At 40.6% G+C, this 19,093-nt stretch carries 19 protein-coding genes; all 19 read left to right on the top strand.

Going from position 1 to position 19,093, the window contains the following annotated elements; translation table 11 throughout:
• Nucleotides 1–4 precede the first annotated feature (4 nt).
• The 19 genes from rimP to rpoE all read left to right on the top strand — a co-directional run bounded on the left by rimP (nucleotide 5) and on the right by rpoE (nucleotide 18,969).
• Nucleotides 5–484, top strand: coding sequence for a ribosome maturation factor RimP (gene rimP / locus ACERDH_RS07755; protein WP_386685770.1), 480 nt, complete (start codon nucleotides 5–7; stop codon nucleotides 482–484).
• Between the two features lie 43 nt (nucleotides 485–527).
• Nucleotides 528–1,664 (top strand): transcription termination factor NusA, encoded by a 1,137-nt coding sequence (gene nusA / locus ACERDH_RS07750; protein ID WP_000032285.1) that lies wholly within the window; start codon nucleotides 528–530, stop codon nucleotides 1,662–1,664.
• A gap of 21 nt (nucleotides 1,665–1,685) precedes the next feature.
• Entirely contained in the window at nucleotides 1,686–1,979 is a 294-nt protein-coding gene (gene rnpM, locus ACERDH_RS07745) for an RNase P modulator RnpM (RefSeq protein ID WP_023947158.1), read from the top strand.
• Nucleotides 1,972–2,271, top strand: a complete 300-nt coding sequence (locus ACERDH_RS07740) for a YlxQ-related RNA-binding protein (RefSeq protein WP_001041390.1) — start codon at nucleotides 1,972–1,974, stop codon at nucleotides 2,269–2,271. The genes rnpM and ACERDH_RS07740 overlap by 8 nt, the downstream gene beginning before the upstream one ends.
• Nucleotides 2,272–2,287: 16 nt before the next feature.
• On the top strand, nucleotides 2,288–5,077 hold the full coding sequence (infB, locus tag ACERDH_RS07735; protein ID WP_386685749.1) for a translation initiation factor IF-2: 2,790 nt from the start codon (nucleotides 2,288–2,290) through the stop codon (nucleotides 5,075–5,077).
• A 250-nt stretch (nucleotides 5,078–5,327) separates the two neighbouring features.
• Nucleotides 5,328–5,678 (top strand): 30S ribosome-binding factor RbfA, encoded by a 351-nt coding sequence (gene rbfA, locus ACERDH_RS07730; protein WP_001273601.1) that lies wholly within the window; start codon nucleotides 5,328–5,330, stop codon nucleotides 5,676–5,678.
• A 95-nt stretch (nucleotides 5,679–5,773) separates the two neighbouring features.
• Nucleotides 5,774–6,007: a DUF1858 domain-containing protein gene (locus ACERDH_RS07725; protein WP_000368739.1), complete on the top strand. Its 234-nt coding sequence runs from the start codon at nucleotides 5,774–5,776 to the stop codon at nucleotides 6,005–6,007.
• On the top strand, nucleotides 6,007–7,341 hold the full coding sequence (locus tag ACERDH_RS07720) for a DUF438 domain-containing protein (protein ID WP_386685708.1): 1,335 nt from the start codon (nucleotides 6,007–6,009) through the stop codon (nucleotides 7,339–7,341). The genes ACERDH_RS07725 and ACERDH_RS07720 overlap by 1 nt, the downstream gene beginning before the upstream one ends.
• Before the next feature lie 9 nt (nucleotides 7,342–7,350).
• Nucleotides 7,351–7,605, top strand: a complete 255-nt coding sequence (locus tag ACERDH_RS07715; protein WP_386685706.1) for a DUF1912 family protein — start codon at nucleotides 7,351–7,353, stop codon at nucleotides 7,603–7,605.
• Between the two features lie 95 nt (nucleotides 7,606–7,700).
• Nucleotides 7,701–8,096 (top strand): helix-hairpin-helix domain-containing protein, encoded by a 396-nt coding sequence (locus ACERDH_RS07710; protein ID WP_000038635.1) that lies wholly within the window; start codon nucleotides 7,701–7,703, stop codon nucleotides 8,094–8,096.
• Nucleotides 8,097–8,378: 282 nt separating this feature from the next.
• Nucleotides 8,379–8,966, top strand: a complete 588-nt coding sequence (locus ACERDH_RS07705; protein WP_386685702.1) for a flavin reductase family protein — start codon at nucleotides 8,379–8,381, stop codon at nucleotides 8,964–8,966.
• Nucleotides 8,944–9,504 carry a GNAT family N-acetyltransferase gene (locus ACERDH_RS07700; RefSeq protein WP_386685699.1) on the top strand — a complete coding sequence of 187 codons (561 nt, stop codon included), beginning with the start codon at nucleotides 8,944–8,946 and terminating at the stop codon, nucleotides 9,502–9,504. Before ACERDH_RS07705 ends, ACERDH_RS07700 begins: the two co-directional genes overlap by 23 nt.
• Nucleotides 9,504–10,082, top strand: coding sequence for an AAA family ATPase (locus ACERDH_RS07695; RefSeq protein WP_173875839.1), 579 nt, complete (start codon nucleotides 9,504–9,506; stop codon nucleotides 10,080–10,082). The genes ACERDH_RS07700 and ACERDH_RS07695 overlap by 1 nt, the downstream gene beginning before the upstream one ends.
• Entirely contained in the window at nucleotides 10,075–12,726 is a 2,652-nt protein-coding gene (locus tag ACERDH_RS07690; protein WP_386685695.1) for a valine--tRNA ligase, read from the top strand. Before ACERDH_RS07695 ends, ACERDH_RS07690 begins: the two co-directional genes overlap by 8 nt.
• A 6-nt stretch (nucleotides 12,727–12,732) precedes the next feature.
• Entirely contained in the window at nucleotides 12,733–14,145 is a 1,413-nt protein-coding gene (locus ACERDH_RS07685; protein WP_386685692.1) for an AAA family ATPase, read from the top strand.
• Nucleotides 14,146–14,151: 6 nt separating this feature from the next.
• A complete protein-coding gene (locus ACERDH_RS07680; RefSeq protein WP_386685688.1) occupies nucleotides 14,152–15,162 on the top strand; it encodes a DUF4435 domain-containing protein in 1,011 nt (336 codons plus the stop codon).
• A 219-nt stretch (nucleotides 15,163–15,381) separates the two neighbouring features.
• On the top strand, nucleotides 15,382–16,602 hold the full coding sequence (locus ACERDH_RS07675; protein ID WP_386685685.1) for a DNA cytosine methyltransferase: 1,221 nt from the start codon (nucleotides 15,382–15,384) through the stop codon (nucleotides 16,600–16,602).
• Nucleotides 16,603–16,672: 70 nt separating this feature from the next.
• A complete protein-coding gene (locus ACERDH_RS07670; RefSeq protein ID WP_386685682.1) occupies nucleotides 16,673–18,250 on the top strand; it encodes a hypothetical protein in 1,578 nt (525 codons plus the stop codon).
• 131 nt (nucleotides 18,251–18,381) lie between these two features.
• The gene (gene rpoE / locus ACERDH_RS07665; protein WP_031227756.1) at nucleotides 18,382–18,969 is read left to right on the top strand and encodes a DNA-directed RNA polymerase subunit delta; all 588 of its coding nucleotides are present in this window, start codon (nucleotides 18,382–18,384) and stop codon (nucleotides 18,967–18,969) included.
• Nucleotides 18,970–19,093: the final 124 nt, after the last annotated feature.

The raw sequence follows: 19,093 nt of genomic DNA, 5'->3' as shown, positions 1-19,093 counted from the left end.
GGAGGTGGACGCAATCGCAACAATCGTAGAATTAGTCAGAGAAGTTGTAGAACCTGTCATAGAAGCTCCTTTCGAACTCGTGGATATCGAGTATGGAAAGATTGGCAGTGACATGATTCTCAGTATTTTTGTAGATAAACCTGAAGGAATTACCTTGAACGACACGGCAGACTTGACAGAAATTATCAGTCCTGTCCTAGACACCATCAAGCCAGATCCCTTCCCAGAACAATATTTCCTAGAAATCACCAGTCCAGGCTTGGAACGTCCTTTGAAAACCAAGGATGCCGTAGTTGGAGCGGTTGGGAAATACATCCATGTCGGGCTCTACCAAGCCATCGATAAGCAAAAGGTCTTTGAAGGAACTCTGTTGGACTTCGAAGAGGACGAGTTGACCATGGAATATATGGACAAGACGCGTAAGAAAACTGTCCAAATTCCATACAGTTTAGTATCAAAAGCACGTTTAGCAGTTAAATTATAGAAAAAGAAAGGATAGCTTTTGAGGATTCAAAAGTGAAGAAAACATGAGTAAAGAAATGCTAGAGGCCTTCCGCATTTTGGAAGAAGACAAGGGAATCAAAAAAGAAGATATCATCGACGCAGTAGTAGAGTCGCTTCGTTCCGCTTATCGCAGACGCTATGGTCAATCAGACAGCGTAGCTATCGACTTCAATGAAAAGACTGGTGACTTTACAGTTTATACTGTCCGTGAAGTGGTTGATGAAGTATTTGATAGCCGTTTGGAAATCAGCTTGAAAGATGCTCTTGCCATTAATTCAGCCTATGAACTTGGTGATAAAATCAAGTTTGAAGAAGCACCTGCTGAGTTTGGTCGTGTAGCAGCCCAATCTGCCAAACAAACCATCATGGAAAAAATGCGCAAGCAAACACGTGCTATCACTTATAATACTTACAAAGAACATGAGCAAGAAATCATGTCTGGTACAGTGGAACGCTTTGACAACCGCTTTATCTATGTCAACCTAGGTAGTATCGAAGCCCAATTGTCAAAACAAGATCAAATCCCTGGAGAAGTTTTTGCTTCCCACGATCGTATCGAAGTTTATGTCTACAAGGTTGAAGACAACCCTCGTGGTGTCAATGTCTTTGTTAGCCGTAGCCATCCAGAAATGATCAAACGCTTGATGGAGCAAGAAATTCCAGAAGTTTATGATGGAACTGTTGAAATCATGAGCGTAGCTCGTGAAGCTGGTGACCGTACTAAGGTTGCAGTTCGTAGCCATAATCCAAACGTGGACGCTATCGGTACAATCGTTGGACGTGGTGGAGCTAACATCAAGAAAATCACTAGCAAATTCCACCCAGCTCGCTATGATGCTAAGAGCGACCGTATGGTGCCAATCGAAGAAAATATCGATGTTATCGAGTGGGTAGCAGACCCAGCTGAATTTATCTACAATGCCATCGCTCCTGCTGAGGTTGACCAAGTTATCTTTGACGAAAACGACAGCAAACGTGCCTTGGTGGTTGTTCCTGATAACAAACTTTCTCTTGCTATCGGTCGTCGTGGGCAAAACGTTCGCTTGGCGGCTCACTTGACTGGTTACCGTATCGATATCAAGTCTGCTAGCGAATTTGAAGCCATGGAAGAAGCTGGTTCGGTAGATTTGGAAGCAGAAAACGATACTGTAGAAGAATAAAAGTTGCTAGAGGAGGGAAAGATGAAAACAAGAAAAATCCCTTTGCGCAAGTCTGTCGTGTCTAACGAAGTGATTGATAAGCGTGATTTGCTCCGCATTGTCAAAAACAAGGAAGGACAAGTCTTTATCGATCCGACAGGCAAGGCCAATGGCCGTGGCGCTTATATCAAGCTAGACAATAAAGAAGCCATAGAGGCTAAAAAGAAGAAGGTCTTTAATCGTAGCTTTGACATGGAAGTGGAAGAAAGCTTTTATGACGAGTTGATCGCTTATGTGGATCACAAAGTGAAAAGAAGAGAGTTAGGACTTGAATAAGCAAAAGATAAGTAATCTCTTGGGGCTTGCTCAGCGAGCAGGGCGCATCATATCGGGTGAAGAATTGGTGGTCAAGGCCATTCAAGACGGCAAGGCCAAGTTGGTCTTTCTAGCCCATGATGCTGGACCCAATCTGACCAAGAAGATTCAAGATAAAAGTCATTATTATCAAGTAGAAATTGTAACCGTGTTTTCAACACTGGAATTAAGCATAGCAGTCGGAAAATCGAGAAAGGTTTTGGCTGTAACAGATGCTGGATTTACAAAGAAAATGAGGTCTCTTATGGAATAGAAGAGGAGGACATGATTTGTCTAAGAAAAGATTGTACGAAATCGCAAAAGAACTTGGAAAAGAAAGTAAAGAAGTTGTAGCGCGTGCAAAAGAGTTGGGCTTGGATGTGAAAAGCCACTCATCAAGTGTGGAAGAAGCTGTCGCTGCAAAAATCGCTGCCAGCTTTAAGCCTGCTGCTCCGAAAGCAGAAGCAAAACCTGTAGCACCAAAAGCAAGTGCAGAAAAGAAAGCCGAAAAATCTGAACCAGCTAAACCAGCTGTAGCCAAGGAAGAGGCAAAAGCGCCAGAGCAAGTTGCTCCTAAAACAGAAAAAGTGGCAGCTAAACCACAAAGCCGTAATTTTAAGGCTGAGCGTGAAGCCCGTGCCAAAGAGCAGGCAGAACGACGCAAGCAAAATAAGGGCAATAACCGTGACCAACAACAAAACGGGAACCGTCAGAAAAACGACGGCCGCAATAGTGGAAAACAAGGTCAAGGCAACCGCGACAATCGTCGCTTTAATGACCAAGCTAAGAAACAGCAAGGTCAGCAAAATCGTGGTAATGAGCGCCGTCAACAAGAGGATAAACGTCCACATCAAGCGGCTCCACGTGTTGACTTTAAAGCTCGTGCAGCAGCCCTAAAAGCAGAGCAAAATGCAGAGTACGCACGTTCAAGTGAGGAACGTTTCAAGCAGACTCAGGCTGCCAAAGAAGCCTTGGCCCAAGCAAACAAACGCAAGGAGCCAGAGGAAATCTTTGAAGAAGCTGCTAAGTTAGCTGAACAAGCGCAACAAGTTCAAGCAGTGGTTGAACCAGCTCCTGTGAAAAAAGAAGCTGCAGTGGATACACGTCGTAAGAAGCAAGCCCGACCAGACAAAGAACGTGATGATTATGATCACGAAGAAGATGGTCCTAGAAAACAACAAAAGAATCGAAGTAGTCAAAATCAAGTGAGAAATCAAAGAAATAGTAACTGGAATAACAATAAGAAGAACAAAAAAGGCAATAACAAGAACAACCGTAATCAGACTCCAAAACCTGTTACAGAACGTAAATTCCATGAATTGCCAACAGAATTTGAATATACAGATGGCATGACCGTTGCGGAAATCGCAAAACGTATCAAACGTGAACCAGCTGAAATCGTTAAGAAACTCTTTATGATGGGTGTTATGGCCACACAAAACCAATCCTTAGATGGGGAAACAATTGAACTCCTCATGGTGGATTACGGTATCGAAGCCAAACAAAAGGTTGAAGTGGATAATGCAGACATCGAACGTTTCTTTGTCGAAGATGATTATCTCAATGAAGATGAATTGGTAGAGCGTCCACCAGTTGTAACCATCATGGGACACGTTGACCACGGTAAAACAACACTCCTAGATACCCTTCGTAACTCTCGTGTTGCGACAGGTGAAGCAGGTGGTATCACTCAGCATATTGGTGCCTACCAAATCGTAGAAAATGGTAAGAAGATTACCTTCCTTGATACACCAGGACACGCGGCCTTTACATCAATGCGTGCGCGTGGTGCATCTGTTACCGATATTACTATCTTGGTCGTAGCGGCAGATGACGGGGTTATGCCTCAGACTATCGAAGCCATTAACCACTCAAAAGCGGCCAACGTTCCAATCATCGTAGCTATTAACAAGATTGATAAACCAGGTGCCAACCCAGAACGTGTTATCGGTGAATTGGCAGAGCATGGAGTTATGTCAACCGCTTGGGGTGGAGATTCTGAATTTGTTGAAATCTCGGCTAAATTTAACCAAAACATCGAAGAATTATTGGAAACAGTCCTTCTTGTGGCTGAAATCCAAGAACTCAAGGCAGACCCAACAGTTCGTGCTATCGGTACAGTTATCGAAGCGCGCTTGGATAAAGGAAAAGGAGCGGTCGCAACCCTTCTTGTTCAACAAGGTACCTTGAATGTTCAAGACCCAATCGTTGTCGGAAATACCTTCGGTCGTGTTCGTGCTATGACCAATGATCTTGGTCGTCGTGTTAAGGTTGCAGGCCCATCAACACCAGTTTCAATCACAGGTTTGAATGAAGCACCGATGGCGGGTGACCACTTTGCCGTTTACGAGGATGAAAAATCTGCGCGTGCGGCTGGTGAAGAACGTGCCAAACGAGCCCTTATGAAACAACGTCAAGCTACCCAACGTGTCAGCCTTGAAAACCTCTTTGATACGCTTAAAGCTGGTGAACTCAAATCAGTTAACGTTATTATCAAGGCCGATGTACAAGGTTCTGTTGAAGCTCTTTCTGCCTCACTTCAAAAGATCGATGTAGAAGGTGTTAAAGTTACCATCGTCCACTCAGCGGTCGGTGCTATCAATGAATCTGACGTGACCCTTGCCGAAGCTTCAAATGCCTTTATCGTTGGTTTCAACGTACGCCCTACACCACAAGCTCGTCAACAAGCAGAAGCTGACGATGTGGAAATCCGTCTCCACAGCATTATCTACAAGGTTATCGAAGAGATGGAAGAAGCCATGAAAGGGATGCTTGATCCAGAATTCGAAGAAAAAGTTATCGGTGAAGCAGTTATTCGTGAAACCTTCAAGGTATCTAAAGTGGGAACCATCGGTGGATTCATGGTTATCAACGGTAAGGTTACTCGTGACTCTAAAGTCCGTGTTATCCGTGATGGTGTCGTTATCTATGACGGTGAACTCGCAAGCTTGAAACACTACAAAGACGACGTGAAAGAAGTTACAAACGGTCGTGAAGGTGGATTGATGATCGACGGCTACAATGATATCAAGACTGATGATGTGATTGAGGCTTATGTCATGGAAGAAATCAAGAGATAAGATTTTTGCTCCTTTCTTAGATGGTGAGGGACGCAAGCAAACCAATGGTTTCATTGCTTATTTTTGAGCCTAAGGTCTCAAAAATCCCCTGTGATGGGACTGATAAATCAGTTCCATCACTTTCACCACAGCGAAAGAAGCAGGTGGTTTCAAATTGAACTTCGTTTCAATTTGAACTGAAAATCAAAAAGTTTAAAAATAGCTAGGTCTGCTGGCCTAGCTTTTGGTTCAAAGTAGAGAAAGGAATATCATGGCAAATCATTTCCGTACGGATCGTGTGGGCATGGAAATCAAGCGTGAAGTCAATGAGATTTTGCAAAAGAAAGTCCGTGATCCGCGTGTCCAAGGTGTGACTATCACAGATGTTCAGATGCTAGGTGATTTATCTGTTGCAAAGGTTTACTACACCATTTTGAGTAACCTTGCTTCAGATAATCAAAAAGCTCAAATCGGGCTTGAAAAAGCAACTGGTACTATCAAACGTGAACTTGGTCGCAATTTGAAATTGTACAAAATCCCAGATTTGACCTTCGTCAAAGACGAGTCCATCGAGTATGGAAACAAGATTGACGAAATGCTACGCAATCTGGATAAGAACTAAGAAGGAGGGGGAACCCTCTTTTTTGGTGTGTGCCAGTCCTCCTTATGGTATAATAAAATAAATAATATCATTTATAAACGATAATGGAGGTCGTCATGGACAATATCATCGATGTGTCAATTCCTGTTGCAGAAGTGGTGGACAAGCATCCAGAAGTCTTGGAAATCCTAGTGGAGCTTGGTTTTAAACCTCTTGCTAATCCCTTAATGCGCAATACAGTTGGTCGCAAAGTATCACTCAAACAGGGTTCTAAGCTGGAAGGAACTCCTATGGACAAGATTGTCCGCACACTGGAAGCGAATGGCTACGAAGTGATTGGATTAGACTAATGGCAGATGAAAGGATTCATGTCCTACGGGATATTTTGTTAGAATTGCATAATGGGGCCTCTCCTGAGTCGGTTCAGGAGCGCTTTGATGCGACCTTTGCGGGTGTCTCAGCCATAGAGATTTCCCTCATGGAGCACGAGCTGATGAACTCAGACTCGGGCGTCACCTTTGAAGATGTCATGGAACTCTGTGATGTCCATGCCAATCTTTTTAAAAATGCTATTAAGGATGTCGAAGTTGCAGATACCGAGCACCCAGGTCACCCAGTTCGGATTTTCAAAGAAGAAAATCTGGCCCTCCGTGCGGCCTTGATTCGCATTCGGAGATTGTTAGATACCTATGAGTCTATGGAAGATGAAGAAATGCTTGCGGAGATGCGCAAGGGCTTGGTGCGTCAGATGGGACTTGTGGGGCAATTTGACATCCACTACCAACGTAAAGAAGAACTCTTTTTTCCTATCATGGAGCGCTATGGACACGATTCACCTCCTAAAGTTATGTGGGGAGTGGATGACCAGATTAGAGAACTCTTTCAAACAGCTTTAGCGACAGCCAAGTCATTGCCAGAAGTGTCGATTCGCAGTGTAAAAGAAATTTTTGAAGCCTTTGCGACAGAGTTTGAAAGTATGATTTTCAAGGAAGAGTCCATCCTCCTTATGATTCTCCTTGAGTCCTTCACTCAGGATGACTGGCTTCAGATTGCAGAGGAGAGTGCTGCCTATGGTTATGCCATCATTCGTCCGTCTGAGAAATGGGTGCCAGAAAGACAGAGTTTTGTTGAGGAAAAGATTGCAGAGGAGTCTGTACAGCTAGATACGGCAGAAGGTCAAGTTCAGCAAGTTATTGATACGCCAGAAGGTCAGTTTACCATTACCTTTACCCCTAAGGAAAAGGAAGCAGTGCTGGACCGCCATAGTCAACAGGCTTTTGGGAATGGCTATCTTTCAGTCGAGCAGGCCAATCTCATCCTCAATCACCTCCCCATGGAAATTACCTTTGTCAATAAAGACGATATTTTCCAGTATTACAATGACAATACGCCAGCTGATGAGATGATTTTCAAACGGACCCCGTCCCAAGTTGGGCGCAATGTCGAACTCTGCCATCCGCCTAAGTATTTGGACAAGGTCAAGACTATCATGAAGGGTCTTCGTGAGGGTACTAAAGACAAGTATGAAATGTGGTTCAAGTCTGAGTCGCGAGGTAAGTTTGTTCATATTACCTACGCTGCAGTGCACGATGAAGAGGGAGAATTCCAAGGTGTGCTGGAGTATGTTCAGGATATTCAGCCCTACCGTGAGATTGACACGGACTATTTCCGTGGATTAGAATAAGGAGAATCAATGAGTTACGAACAAGAATTTATGAATGAATTTGAAGCTTGGGTCAATACCCAAATCATGATCAACGACATGGCGTACAAGGAAAGCCAAAAAGTCTACGAAGAAGACCAAGACGAGCGTGCCAAAGATGCCATGATTCGCTACGAAAGCCGTTTGGATGCTTATCAGTTCTTGCTTGGAAAATTTGAAAACTTCAAATCAGGCAAGGGATTTCATGATTTGCCAGAAGGCTTATTCGGTGAGCGAAATTATTAAACGAGATAGATTCTTGATTTTTTACTAAAATCTTGATAGAATATTTATATTAAATCCTTGTCAGAGCAGGGGTTTTTTATTGAAAGGATTTTATCATGTCAAAGAAACTCAATCGTAAAAAACAATTACGAAATAGCCTTCGTCGTGCAGGTGCTTTTTCAAGTACTGTGACTAAGGTTGTAGAAGAGACAAAAAAAGTCGTAAAACGTGCTGAGCAGTCAGCAAGCCAAGCTGGTAAGGCTGTTTCTAAAAAAGTTGAACAAGCAGTAGAAGCTACCAAAGAGCAAGCTCAAAAAGTAGCCAATTCTGTAGAAGATTTTGCAGCAAACTTGGGTGGACTTCCACTTGATCGTGCCAAAACTTTCTATGATGAAGGCATCAAGTCTGCGTCAGATTTTAAAAACTGGACTGAAAAAGAACTCCTTGCCTTGAAAGGAATCGGCCCAGCTACCATCAAGAAATTGAAAGAAAATGGCATCAAGTTCAAGTAATCTTTCTTGTGCCTTGCATTTCCGAAAAAATCTTGCTACAATAGAGCCATTAGAGGTGTTTTGAATCCCACATTTTACAGAAAGTGGCGGTGCTGAGAAGTCCACAAATGTGTCAAAACTGGTTGCTGATGACTGAAAAAATGAAATATTACTGTCTTTTGCTTTTAAAGACAAGAGTTGCGGGCTCTGCCCGAAATTGGGTGGTACCGCGGATAAATACATTCGTCCCTGTCATGTAGATGGCAGGGCTTTTCTTTTGCGTCTTAGTAAAAGGAGGTTGTTATGAAGCAATCTTTTAACACAAGTAAGCTCTATTATGGTTTTCCTATCTTCATTTTGGGGTATCAGGACCAGAATTTTGGATACAATATAACGACCTGCAGTTCCTCTTATAGTCTGGGAGATTGGCTAGTCATAGGTGTCGGAGCTGAGGAAAATGCGGCTGAGCAAATCAAGCATTACCAGAAGTTTACTGTGAATATTCCTGATGAAAATCTCATGCTCGAGATGGAGCAGGCTGGTTTTATCAGTCATCGAGAGAAATTGAAACACATGGGACTAGACTACGAGATTTCTGAACAGACTCAGGCACCAATTTTAGAGGCCTGTCCAGTTGTATTGGACTGTCAGGTATATCGGATTATCGAGGAAGATGGAATCTGTCATATCTTTGCCAAGATTATCGAGCGATTTGCTGATACAGATCTCTTGGATGAGAAAGGTCATTTTAAAAATGACCGTTTTTCACCGACTTACTTTATGGGGGACGGTCACCAGCGCGTTTATCGCTATTTAGATAACCGTGTTGACCCTATGGGGAGCTTCGTTAAGAAAGCGAGGAAGAAGGATGTCAAGAGCAACATTACCTGAACGAATCGAAACGGAGCGACTTATCCTACGAGTCCGTACAGTGGCTGATGCCGAGGATATCCATGCCTACGCTAGTCTCCCAGAGGTCGCCTACCCAGCAAGTTTTCCGCCTGTCAAGACCTTGGAAGATGAGATTTATTATCTGGAGCATATCCTTCCCGAACGCAATCAAAAGGAAAATCTCCCAGCTGGCTATGGGCTTGTCGTCAAAGGAACAGATAAAGTCATTGGTTCGGTTGACTTCAACCACCGCTATGCGGATGATGTGCTAGAGCTTGGCTATACCTTGCATCCAGACTATTGGGGTCGAGGCTATGTACCAGAAGCAGCGCGAGCCTTGATTGACCTAGCTTTTAGAGAACTAGGTCTTCACAAGATTGAACTCTCTTGCTTTGGCTACAATATCCAAAGTCAACGAGTTGCAGAAAAACTTGGTTTTACTCTTGAAGCTCGCATCCGAGACCGTAAAGATGTTCAAGGAAACCGCTGTGACAGTCTGATATATGGCTTGCTGAGAAGTGAGTGGGAGGGAATTTGATGCATCTTTTCATCATTGGTGCTCCGGCCTCGGGAAAAATGACGATTGGTCAAGAACTATCTCGACTGACGGATTCTACCCTCTTTTATAACCATCAAGCCATCGATTTTGCACTAGAAATCTATCAGGATTATACAGAGGAGATGTGGGAATTTGTTCGTGGAATTACCTTTTCTTTCCTTGGAGCAAGTGCAAGAAATCAGCGATCAGTAATTTTAACAGACGTAATTGATTTTTCAAATCAGTACCAGCTGATGTATTTGAAGCAAATTCAAGATTTGTTGAATGACTATCATCAAGAGATTCTTTTTGTGGAGTTGGAAACAAGTCTTGAAGAGCGCTTACGTCGAAATCGAACGGAGAACCGGTTGAAGCACAAACCCTTAAAACGACATATTGAGTTATCTGAAAGAGAAATTTTAGAGACCGCTGAAACACTTCAATTAAATTCCCAACATCAACCGAATGAGCTGCACCACTACTTTAAAATAAATAATACGAATTTGTCTGCAGAAGAAGCTGCTAAGCAAATTCAAGATAAAATGAATACAATAGAGAAAGGACAAACACATGTCTAAAGAACTTTCACCTAAATACAATCCAGCCGAGGTTGAGGCTGGTCGTTACCAAAAATGGCTTGACGCTGATGTTTTCAAGCCTTCAGGCGATCAAAAGGCTAAGCCTTATTCAATCGTTATTCCGCCACCAAACGTAACTGGTAAACTTCACCTTGGTCACGCTTGGGATACAACTTTGCAAGATATCATCATCCGTCAAAAACGCATGCAAGGCTTTGATACGCTTTGGCTTCCAGGTATGGACCACGCGGGGATTGCGACTCAGGCTAAGGTTGAGGAGCGCTTGCGTGGCGAGGGGATTAGCCGTTATGACCTAGGTCGTGAAAAATTCCTCGATAAGGTCTGGGAATGGAAAGACGAATATGCCACTACCATCAAGGAACAATGGGGCAAGATGGGGCTCTCTGTAGACTATTCTCGTGAGCGTTTCACTCTTGACGAAGGTTTGTCAAAAGCTGTTCGTAAGGTCTTCGTGGACCTTTATAAGAAAGGCTGGATCTACCGTGGTGAGTTTATCATCAACTGGGACCCAGCTGCTCGCACAGCCCTTTCTGATATTGAAGTTATCCACAAGGATGTCGAAGGTGCCTTCTACCACATGAACTACATGCTAGAAGACGGATCACGCGCCCTTGAAGTTGCGACAACTCGTCCTGAAACTATGTTTGGGGATGTTGCGGTTGCGGTCAATCCAGAAGATTCACGCTACAAGGACTTGATTGGTAAAAATGTCATCCTTCCAATCGCTAATAAACTGATCCCAATCGTTGGGGATGAACACGCCGACCCTGAGTTTGGTACTGGTGTTGTGAAAATTACACCTGCCCACGATCCAAACGACTTCTTGGTTGGTCAACGTCATAACTTGCCACAAGTTAACGTCATGAACGACGACGGAACTATGAATGACTTGGCCTTCGAATTTGCAGGCATGGACCGTTTTGAAGCTCGTAAAGCAGTCGTTGCCAAGTTGGAAGAAATCGGTGCCCTCGTCAAAATCGAAAAACGTATCCACAGTGTTGGTCACTCAGAGCGTACAGGTGTAGTGGTTGAGCCACGCTTGTCTACTCAATGGTTCGTTAAGATGGACCAATTGGCTAAGAATGCCATTGCCAACCAAGACACAGAGGACAAGGTTGAATTCTACCCACCTCGTTTCAACGATACCTTCCTTCAATGGATGGAAAATGTCCATGACTGGGTAATCTCTCGTCAGCTCTGGTGGGGTCACCAAATCCCTGCTTGGTACAATGCTGAGGGTGAAATGTACGTTGGCGAAGAAGCTCCAGAAGGCGACGGTTGGACTCAGGACGAAGACGTCTTGGATACTTGGTTCAGTTCTGCCCTTTGGCCATTCTCAACCATGGGCTGGCCTGATGTGGACTCAGAAGACTTCAAGCGCTACTTCCCAACTTCAACCTTGGTAACAGGTTACGACATCATCTTCTTCTGGGTGTCTCGTATGATCTTCCAATCCTTGGAATTCACTGGCCGTCAGCCATTCCAAAACGTGTTGATCCACGGTCTCATCCGTGACGAGCAAGGACGCAAGATGTCTAAATCTCTCGGTAACGGTATTGACCCAATGGATGTCATCGAGAAATACGGTGCCGATGCCCTTCGTTGGTTCCTTTCAAATGGTTCTGCACCAGGCCAAGACGTGCGCTTCTCTTACGAGAAAATGGATGCTTCATGGAACTTCATTAACAAAATCTGGAACATCTCTCGCTACATCCTCATGAACAATGAAGGTTTGACTCTTGAGCAAGCAACGGCTAATGTCGAAAAAGTTGTTAACAAGGAAGCTGGAAATGTCACAGACCGCTGGATTCTCCACAACCTCAATGAAACGATCGGAAAAGTCACTGAAAACTTTGACAAGTTTGAGTTTGGTGTTGCTGGCCACATCCTCTACAACTTCATCTGGGATGAGTTTGCGGACTGGTACGTTGAGTTGACTAAGGAAGTCCTTTATAGCGACAACGAAGAAGAGAAAGTCATCACACGTTCTGTTCTCCTTTACACCTTGGACAAGATCCTTCGTCTCCTTCACCCAATCATGCCATTCGTGACAGAGGAAATCTTTGGACAAATCTCAGAAGGTTCTATCGTCACAGCTGCTTACCCAACTGTCAACCCAGCCTTTGAAGACCTTGCGGCTCACACAGGTGTCGAAAGTCTCAAAGACTTGATCCGTGCCGTTCGGAATGCGCGTGCGGAAGTAAATGTAGCACCAAGCAAACCTATCACTATCCTTGTTAAGACAAGCGATAGCGACTTGGAAGCCTTCTTTAACAGCAATGTCAACTACATCAAACGCTTCACAAATCCTGAACACTTGGAAATCGCATCAACCATTCCTGCGCCTGAACTCGCTATGTCAAGCGTCATCACAGGAGCAGAAATCTACCTGCCACTCGCTGACCTCCTCAATGTCGAAGAAGAACTCGCTCGTCTCGACAAGGAGCTAGCTAAATGGCAAAAAGAACTGGATATGGTCGGTAAGAAGCTCTCTAACGAACGCTTCGTAGCCAATGCCAAACCAGAAGTCGTCCAAAAAGAACGCGACAAACAAGCCGACTACCAAGCTAAGTACGACGCGACCGTCGCACGTATTGATGAGATGAAGAAGTTGGTGAAATGATTAATTATGAAAATAAAGAAAATTAAAATAAATGGCTTACACGGCTATTTTCAGTATGATATTAATTTAAATGAAGATATTTCTTTATTATACGGGAAGAATGGTAGTGGTAAAACTACGGTATTAAATTTAATTGAATTTATTATTGGAGGAGAAATTTATAAACTAAAAGATATAACTTTCAAAAATGTGATTATAACTACTACTGATAATGAGTTACTACAGTTGAGTAACATCAATAATATTATTTATATAAATTTTCTTAACAAAAATGAAGAAATTCACCTTGAGGATTTGAATAAATACTTCTCAGAAGAAAGATATCGTGTAAATGGTTTTAACAAACTCCAATTTATGAAAGATTATCCATTAATTAAAATTATAAGAGATAGTTTCGATTACGTTTATCTTCCTTTAGATCGTATAAGTAATTCAAAGATAACAAATAATGAACAATTTTCTCCCAGCAGAATAATTCATAAACAGTTTTATAGATATCATAGTAAAGATGCATCAATGGATATAGTGAAGTATCTAGTTGATTCGCAAATGCGCTATGTCAATGATCAAATTAGAGAGCTGAACGAAAAATTTCGAAATGATGTTCTTGAAACTATGTTTGTTCTGACAGGTCAAGAGTTTGATTTTCATCAATTGATAGTTTATTTTAGAAATGAAAATGTCTTATATGAACTAAACAATTTAAAAGAAAAATATATAGCATTACTTAGAGAATTTAATATTATTAGTGATTCTAATAATGAGGAAGCTCAGAAATACTCAGATTACTTTGAAAAGTTATTAAACGATGTCGAGGAGCTAAATTCTGAAGAAAACAAAGACAAAGGAATTCATGCAAAATTTGTAGCTACTTATAATGAAATAGAAAAAATCAAAAAGATTACTCAATTAGCAAGTGAATCTGAAAAAATGAAAAGAAATGCAAGAAAATTGATTGATCAATTCATTGAAGTAGTTAACAACTTTTTATTGGATGGTGATGATGGAAAAAATATAAAAATAACGAATGATGGGACTGTCTATTTTGAAACAGCATATACTAATGACAAGATTGATATAACATATTTATCATCTGGAGAAAAGCAATTGGTTAATCTTCTTGCACATTTCATTTTTAAAGCTTCAGATGTGAAAAATGGAATTTTTGTTGCTGATGAACCCGAATTATCACTTCATTTAAATTGGCAAAAAATGTTTATACAACAACTTCATCTTATTAATCCTAATATACAATTAATTTTTGCAACTCATTCCCCGGAATTAGTAGGCTCTTACCGGAATAAGATAATAAAAATTCAGAAATACTATCGTAAAATTCAACAGGATATTTCATTCAATGATAATTCTATTATAGATTCTCCTATGGATCTAGATGATTTGGATGAACTATTTAGGTGATAAAGTATGGATAATTATGAGTTACAATACAGCGATGATGCACTTGATGTACGAGCTGATATGATAGATACTGATGATTCTGAAATTGTAGTTTTTGTTGAGGATATAAATAAAGAATATTTTTATGAGAAAATTTTTGACCGTTTATTTGATAATGAAAATATGTTGCTAAAACCAATCGGATTAGGCGGGAAAAATAAAGTAATTTCTCGGTTTAATGAAAATAAAGAGAAAGGTGAAAATGACTATTTTTATCTAGTTGATGGAGATTTTGATAGATATATTGGAATAGAGTTAATTGAAGATGATAGATTCATTTATCTTGAAGCTTATAACATTGAAAATTACATAATTGATGAAAATGTTGTCTACAATTTTTTGACAGGTAGACTAAAGAAAACTAAAAGTGAAGTCAGAGATCTGTTTGATTTCAATAAATGGAAACAAAAAATAGTAGACGAATCAAAGAAATTATTTTTATGTTATGCATTTATTCTAAGTTATCTCAACAATATAGAAGATAGTTCTATAATTATTGACAAAAGGTATAATGCCAAAGGGAATTCATTTTTATCAATAGAAAATGTATCTAGGTCACCTTTTAAATTTCTAAATGATAAGACAGGATATGAACAAGTCGGGCGTTTTGATGAATACTATCAAGAAGTTATTCTCAGATTACACATAGATAATGGATATAAAATTTCGGTTAATAAAGAAATAATTAAATGTAAAAAAATAATAAAAAGTTATTCCAATTATGATAAAGCTCAACGATTTTATAACTCTTCTATAAGTAGTATTTCAGAAAAGTATGAATCGATAAATGGGGAAGATTATTACAACCTAATTTGTGGTAAATTTTTAATAAGTAGTTTAAAGGCATGTATAAAAAATCTTCTAAGTAGAGAAAAACTGAAGACCAATATTTATGATGAAGATTTTGAGAATCAGCTAGCATCGTATTGTGATATCGATAAATTATCTTTTGTTAAAGATAAGATTAAAAATATTTAGTTAGTTTCTCGAACATGATTGTGAATTTGTTAAATTTTCAAAGCATTATATAGAAAATAATAATAATATGTTTTTGAAAGGATATTTTTTCTTAAATAGTTGAGAAACTTATTTAACTTTTTATCGATATTACTAATTGAATTAGTATTTATTAAAAATATATTTATCAAATTGAAGTTATACAATAAAATCTAACATTTTAGAAAGCAGGTTAACTACATGACAAATTCTGTAAGTTCGAACCGACCTGAGAAGTACAATATTGCAGCTTTCTTCTCAGGTGTTGGGGGAATTGAGTTGGGATTTGAACAGACCAACGAGTTCAGAGTGGTGTATGCCAATGAGTTTGATAAGTATGCGCGTCAGACTTATCAGTTAAACCATCCAGATACTTATTTGGATGGTCGTGATATTCACGCTGTTCAACCAGAGGACATTCCATCTGAGCGTGTGGATGTGATTATGGGAGGTTTCCCTTGTCAGGCCTTTAGTATTGCAGGTTATCGCAAGGGCTTTGATGATGATCGTGGCGATCTTTTCTTCGAGTTGCTTCGCATGATTGAGGGGTGTAAACCTCGTGCTATCTTCATCGAAAACGTCAAGAATATGGTCGGTCATGATCATGGCAATACTTTCAAGGTTATTCGTGAAGCCTTGACCGAGAACAACTACTTTATCAAGTGGAAGGTTCTCAACGGAAAAGACTACGGAAATATCCCACAAAATCGTGAACGGATCTACATTGTTGGTTTTGATACCAAGGAAGCTTATGACTTGTTTGAATTTCCAGAGGAAATCAAGCTGACTACGAGTCTTCAAGATGTGATTAACTTCGGCGATCAGCTAGATGAGGTCTACTACTACCGTGAAGGCAAGCAGAATTTCTACGAGCAGTTGAAGTTTGAAGTGACCAGTCAAGACACGGTCTACCAGTGGCGCCGTCAGTATGTCCGTGAAAATAAAAATGGAGTCGTCCCTACCCTCACAGCCAATATGGGAACAGGTGGACATAACGTTCCATTGATCCTGACAGACAGTGGTGAGATTCGTAAGTTGACTCCCAAAGAAACCTTTAATGTTCAAGGATATCCTAAATCCTTTAAAATCCCAGAAGGGGTTTCAAATGGTCAGCTCTACAAACAAGCTGGAAACAGTGTGGTTGTACCCGTGATTAAACGTATCGCGGAAAATGTTGCCAAAGCTTTAAATGAAAGTCAGGGGCAATCTCAACTTGAACGTTCAGGAAAAATTGCCATTATCTACACCAAGATGAATGGACAATTTGAAGGGCAGTCCTATGTCAAGGACTTTGTAGATAGCTATGATCAAGCTCTTGAAAAAATCAAGTCTTATGACGATGGTCTAGCCCTTCTATCAGATGAAGATTATTTAAAATTGGTAAAAAAACGAGGAAATCTCGAATTTTACAGTATTAATTAACGAATATATAAGAGGGTTAGTGAAAAACTAATCTTCTTTTGATATACTGAAAATAGAAAAGAGGGTGCTTATGTGGGAACATCTAAAGTCTGAACAAAAAGACAAATACAAAACTTTAATTACCAACTTCGCTAGTTTGAGCCAAGCTTTCTCTCAAAAGGCAGAATCTGAAGATGAGGGACAAACAGAGAATTATGTTGCTCCGATTGTTAATTCTAAATTTCAAGAAACAGTCTTCCAGAAGGCTTTTAATGCGGTTGGGGAAGATATTGCCAATACCTCCTATGATGCCTCTGTCGTTGTGGATGAAAACCATAAATACCTAGTGGGAATTAAGTCTTTTGGGATTAATTCTGGAGACCAAAAAATCGCTCAGTTTAAGAAGGACTCTCAAGATTGGACGGACTTATTGGGTGATATCAAATTCCATGCAGATATCTCAGCAGATAAAGAAACAGCAGACAAGAAAAACTATCAACGCTATGAAGAGTTGGCACGAAAGATTGCGACCTTAAGAAATCAGAGAATCGAATCTTCTAAGGCGCAAATCAAGGGATTCAACTCTGACTCAGTCAATGTTGAAGCTGTTTACCACGTCTTGATGCCGACACCGAAGGGAGAAAATCCTAAGATTTTTGTTGGGGAGACGACTTATTTGCCAGTCGATATTGATAATCTGGTCATTGAAGGATCAACTACTAAAAACAATCCAACCAATTTTCGATTTACGGATGGACAACATCATTACAAGTATACAGCAGCTGACAGCCAGCTCCACATGACTTTTAATAATAAGGACATTGTAGTAGATACTTGGGACGTCCATTATATTGAAGATCCTTTTTCGCTCTTTGAAAACCTTCATTTACTGACAGCTGAAAAGGATAAAACCGATGTCCTAGAAACGGTATCTTGGGTTATCACAGACAAACATGGAAATGTGGAAGAAAACTCTGGTTTCAATGCCTTTAACGGAGGATCAAAACTAGCTAAGAAAGATCGTCTGCCACGGATTCTAAAGATTCAGGAAAAATTCAAAGACAGTTTGGCTCCAGAAGAACTAGCCTTTGTGACTTTTTCCTTAGAAGAAATCCTCTTGAAAAAGTGGACTGGCAAGGAAGAAAAAGTTCAGATGAAGGCGATTCGTGAGGATTTGATTCACTTTGTCCACAATACTGGCAATAAAAAACTCATCAAAGAGATTGAACAGCTGGTTTATCGTCCAGTTAGTGAAGTCTACATTCCTCTGCCAGACTCTAAGAACTTCCATGATGAAAGACCGGATTTCTTTGGTTCTGGATTTGGGACTTTTGAACCTGGAACTAAGAAATTGGCTTTATCTAAAGAAGAAAGAACTTTTAAACTACGCTTTTTATCTTCTGGGGATGTTATTAACGCCTATATAAATCAAGAAGCTGGAAAGGCAATTCAGTCAACTGATAAGCAAGAAATCCTTGGGAATTGGATCTTGCGTGGTGTTTTCCAGTTGAAAGAACGAGAAGTCTTGACAGGCCAACGACTCAATGAACTGGAAATCAACGGTATTCGTTTAACCAAGTTTAAAAATGGGGAAATCGGGATTGAATTTATCTGGATTGATATTGAAAATCCACCAAGCGACACCATCGGCTGGGTAGTAAAGAAATAAAAAGTCCTGTCACTTTCTCCCATTTAACCTTTGACTATTCTGCAAAATTATCGTAAAATAAAGAGTAAATGATAAAATGAGGTCAGAGTATGTTCGCTCTGGCGATAGTAGTATAAATGAGGAGAAACGCTTTGGAATTAGAAGTATTTGCTGGGCAAGAAAAAAGTGAACTATCTATGATTGAGGTAGCGCGTGCTATCTTGGAACTTCGTGGTCGCGATCATGAGATGCATTTTAGCGATCTTGTAAACGAAATTCAAAACTACCTTGGAACATCAAACAGCGATATCCGTGAAGCCTTGCCTTTGTTTTACACAGAGTTGAACTTTGACGGTAGCTTCATCTCTCTTGGGGACAACAAATGGGGTCTTCGTTCATGGTATGGTGTGGACGAAATCGATGAAGAAATCATCGCTCTTGAAGAAAATGACGACGATGAAGTAGCACCAAAAGCTAAGAAAAAACGTGTCAATGCCTTCATGGATGGCGATTCAGATGCTATTGACTACAATGCAGATGATCCAGAAGATGAAGATGCATACGAAGCAGATCCTGCTCTTTCATACGATGATGAAAATCCAGATGATGAGAAAAATGAAGTGGAAGCTTACGACGCAGAAATCAACGAAATCGCCCCTGATGACTTGGGTGAGGACGTGGATCTCAACGAAGAAGACGATGAGTTTTCAGATGATGATTCTGAAAACATCGAGGAATAAAAGTTAGCTATTGACAATTATCCTATTTTTAGGTATCATATTGTTCGGGCACCTCTTTTAGAGGTCGGGGCTCCCTAGTTCTTAGGGAGCTATTTTTGTTTTTTCAAGAAGTTATCTTCTTGTA

The sequence above is a fragment of the Streptococcus bovismuti genome (assembly GCF_042436615.2).
Classification (GTDB): domain Bacteria; phylum Bacillota; class Bacilli; order Lactobacillales; family Streptococcaceae; genus Streptococcus.
The sequence above is the reverse complement of the archived record's forward strand: the minus strand, read 5'-3'. Positions and strand labels throughout refer to the sequence as shown.

Excerpts from the sequence above, each read along its gene's own strand:
- nusA (WP_000032285.1), top strand. The coding sequence starts at position 528 with ATGAGTAAAGAAATGCTAGAGGCCTTCCGCATTTTGGAAGAAGACAAG.
- rnpM (WP_023947158.1), top strand. The coding sequence starts at position 1,686 with ATGAAAACAAGAAAAATCCCTTTGCGCAAGTCTGTCGTGTCTAACGAA.
- rbfA (WP_001273601.1), top strand. The coding sequence starts at position 5,328 with ATGGCAAATCATTTCCGTACGGATCGTGTGGGCATGGAAATCAAGCGT.
- ACERDH_RS07725 (WP_000368739.1), top strand. The coding sequence starts at position 5,774 with ATGGACAATATCATCGATGTGTCAATTCCTGTTGCAGAAGTGGTGGAC.
- ACERDH_RS07720 (WP_386685708.1), top strand. The coding sequence starts at position 6,007 with ATGGCAGATGAAAGGATTCATGTCCTACGGGATATTTTGTTAGAATTG.
- ACERDH_RS07715 (WP_386685706.1), top strand. The coding sequence starts at position 7,351 with ATGAGTTACGAACAAGAATTTATGAATGAATTTGAAGCTTGGGTCAAT.
- ACERDH_RS07710 (WP_000038635.1), top strand. The coding sequence starts at position 7,701 with ATGTCAAAGAAACTCAATCGTAAAAAACAATTACGAAATAGCCTTCGT.
- ACERDH_RS07705 (WP_386685702.1), top strand. The coding sequence starts at position 8,379 with ATGAAGCAATCTTTTAACACAAGTAAGCTCTATTATGGTTTTCCTATC.
- ACERDH_RS07700 (WP_386685699.1), top strand. The coding sequence starts at position 8,944 with ATGTCAAGAGCAACATTACCTGAACGAATCGAAACGGAGCGACTTATC.
- ACERDH_RS07695 (WP_173875839.1), top strand. The coding sequence starts at position 9,504 with ATGCATCTTTTCATCATTGGTGCTCCGGCCTCGGGAAAAATGACGATT.
- ACERDH_RS07690 (WP_386685695.1), top strand. The coding sequence starts at position 10,075 with ATGTCTAAAGAACTTTCACCTAAATACAATCCAGCCGAGGTTGAGGCT.
- ACERDH_RS07685 (WP_386685692.1), top strand. The coding sequence starts at position 12,733 with ATGAAAATAAAGAAAATTAAAATAAATGGCTTACACGGCTATTTTCAG.
- ACERDH_RS07680 (WP_386685688.1), top strand. The coding sequence starts at position 14,152 with ATGGATAATTATGAGTTACAATACAGCGATGATGCACTTGATGTACGA.
- ACERDH_RS07675 (WP_386685685.1), top strand. The coding sequence starts at position 15,382 with ATGACAAATTCTGTAAGTTCGAACCGACCTGAGAAGTACAATATTGCA.
- ACERDH_RS07670 (WP_386685682.1), top strand. The coding sequence starts at position 16,673 with ATGTGGGAACATCTAAAGTCTGAACAAAAAGACAAATACAAAACTTTA.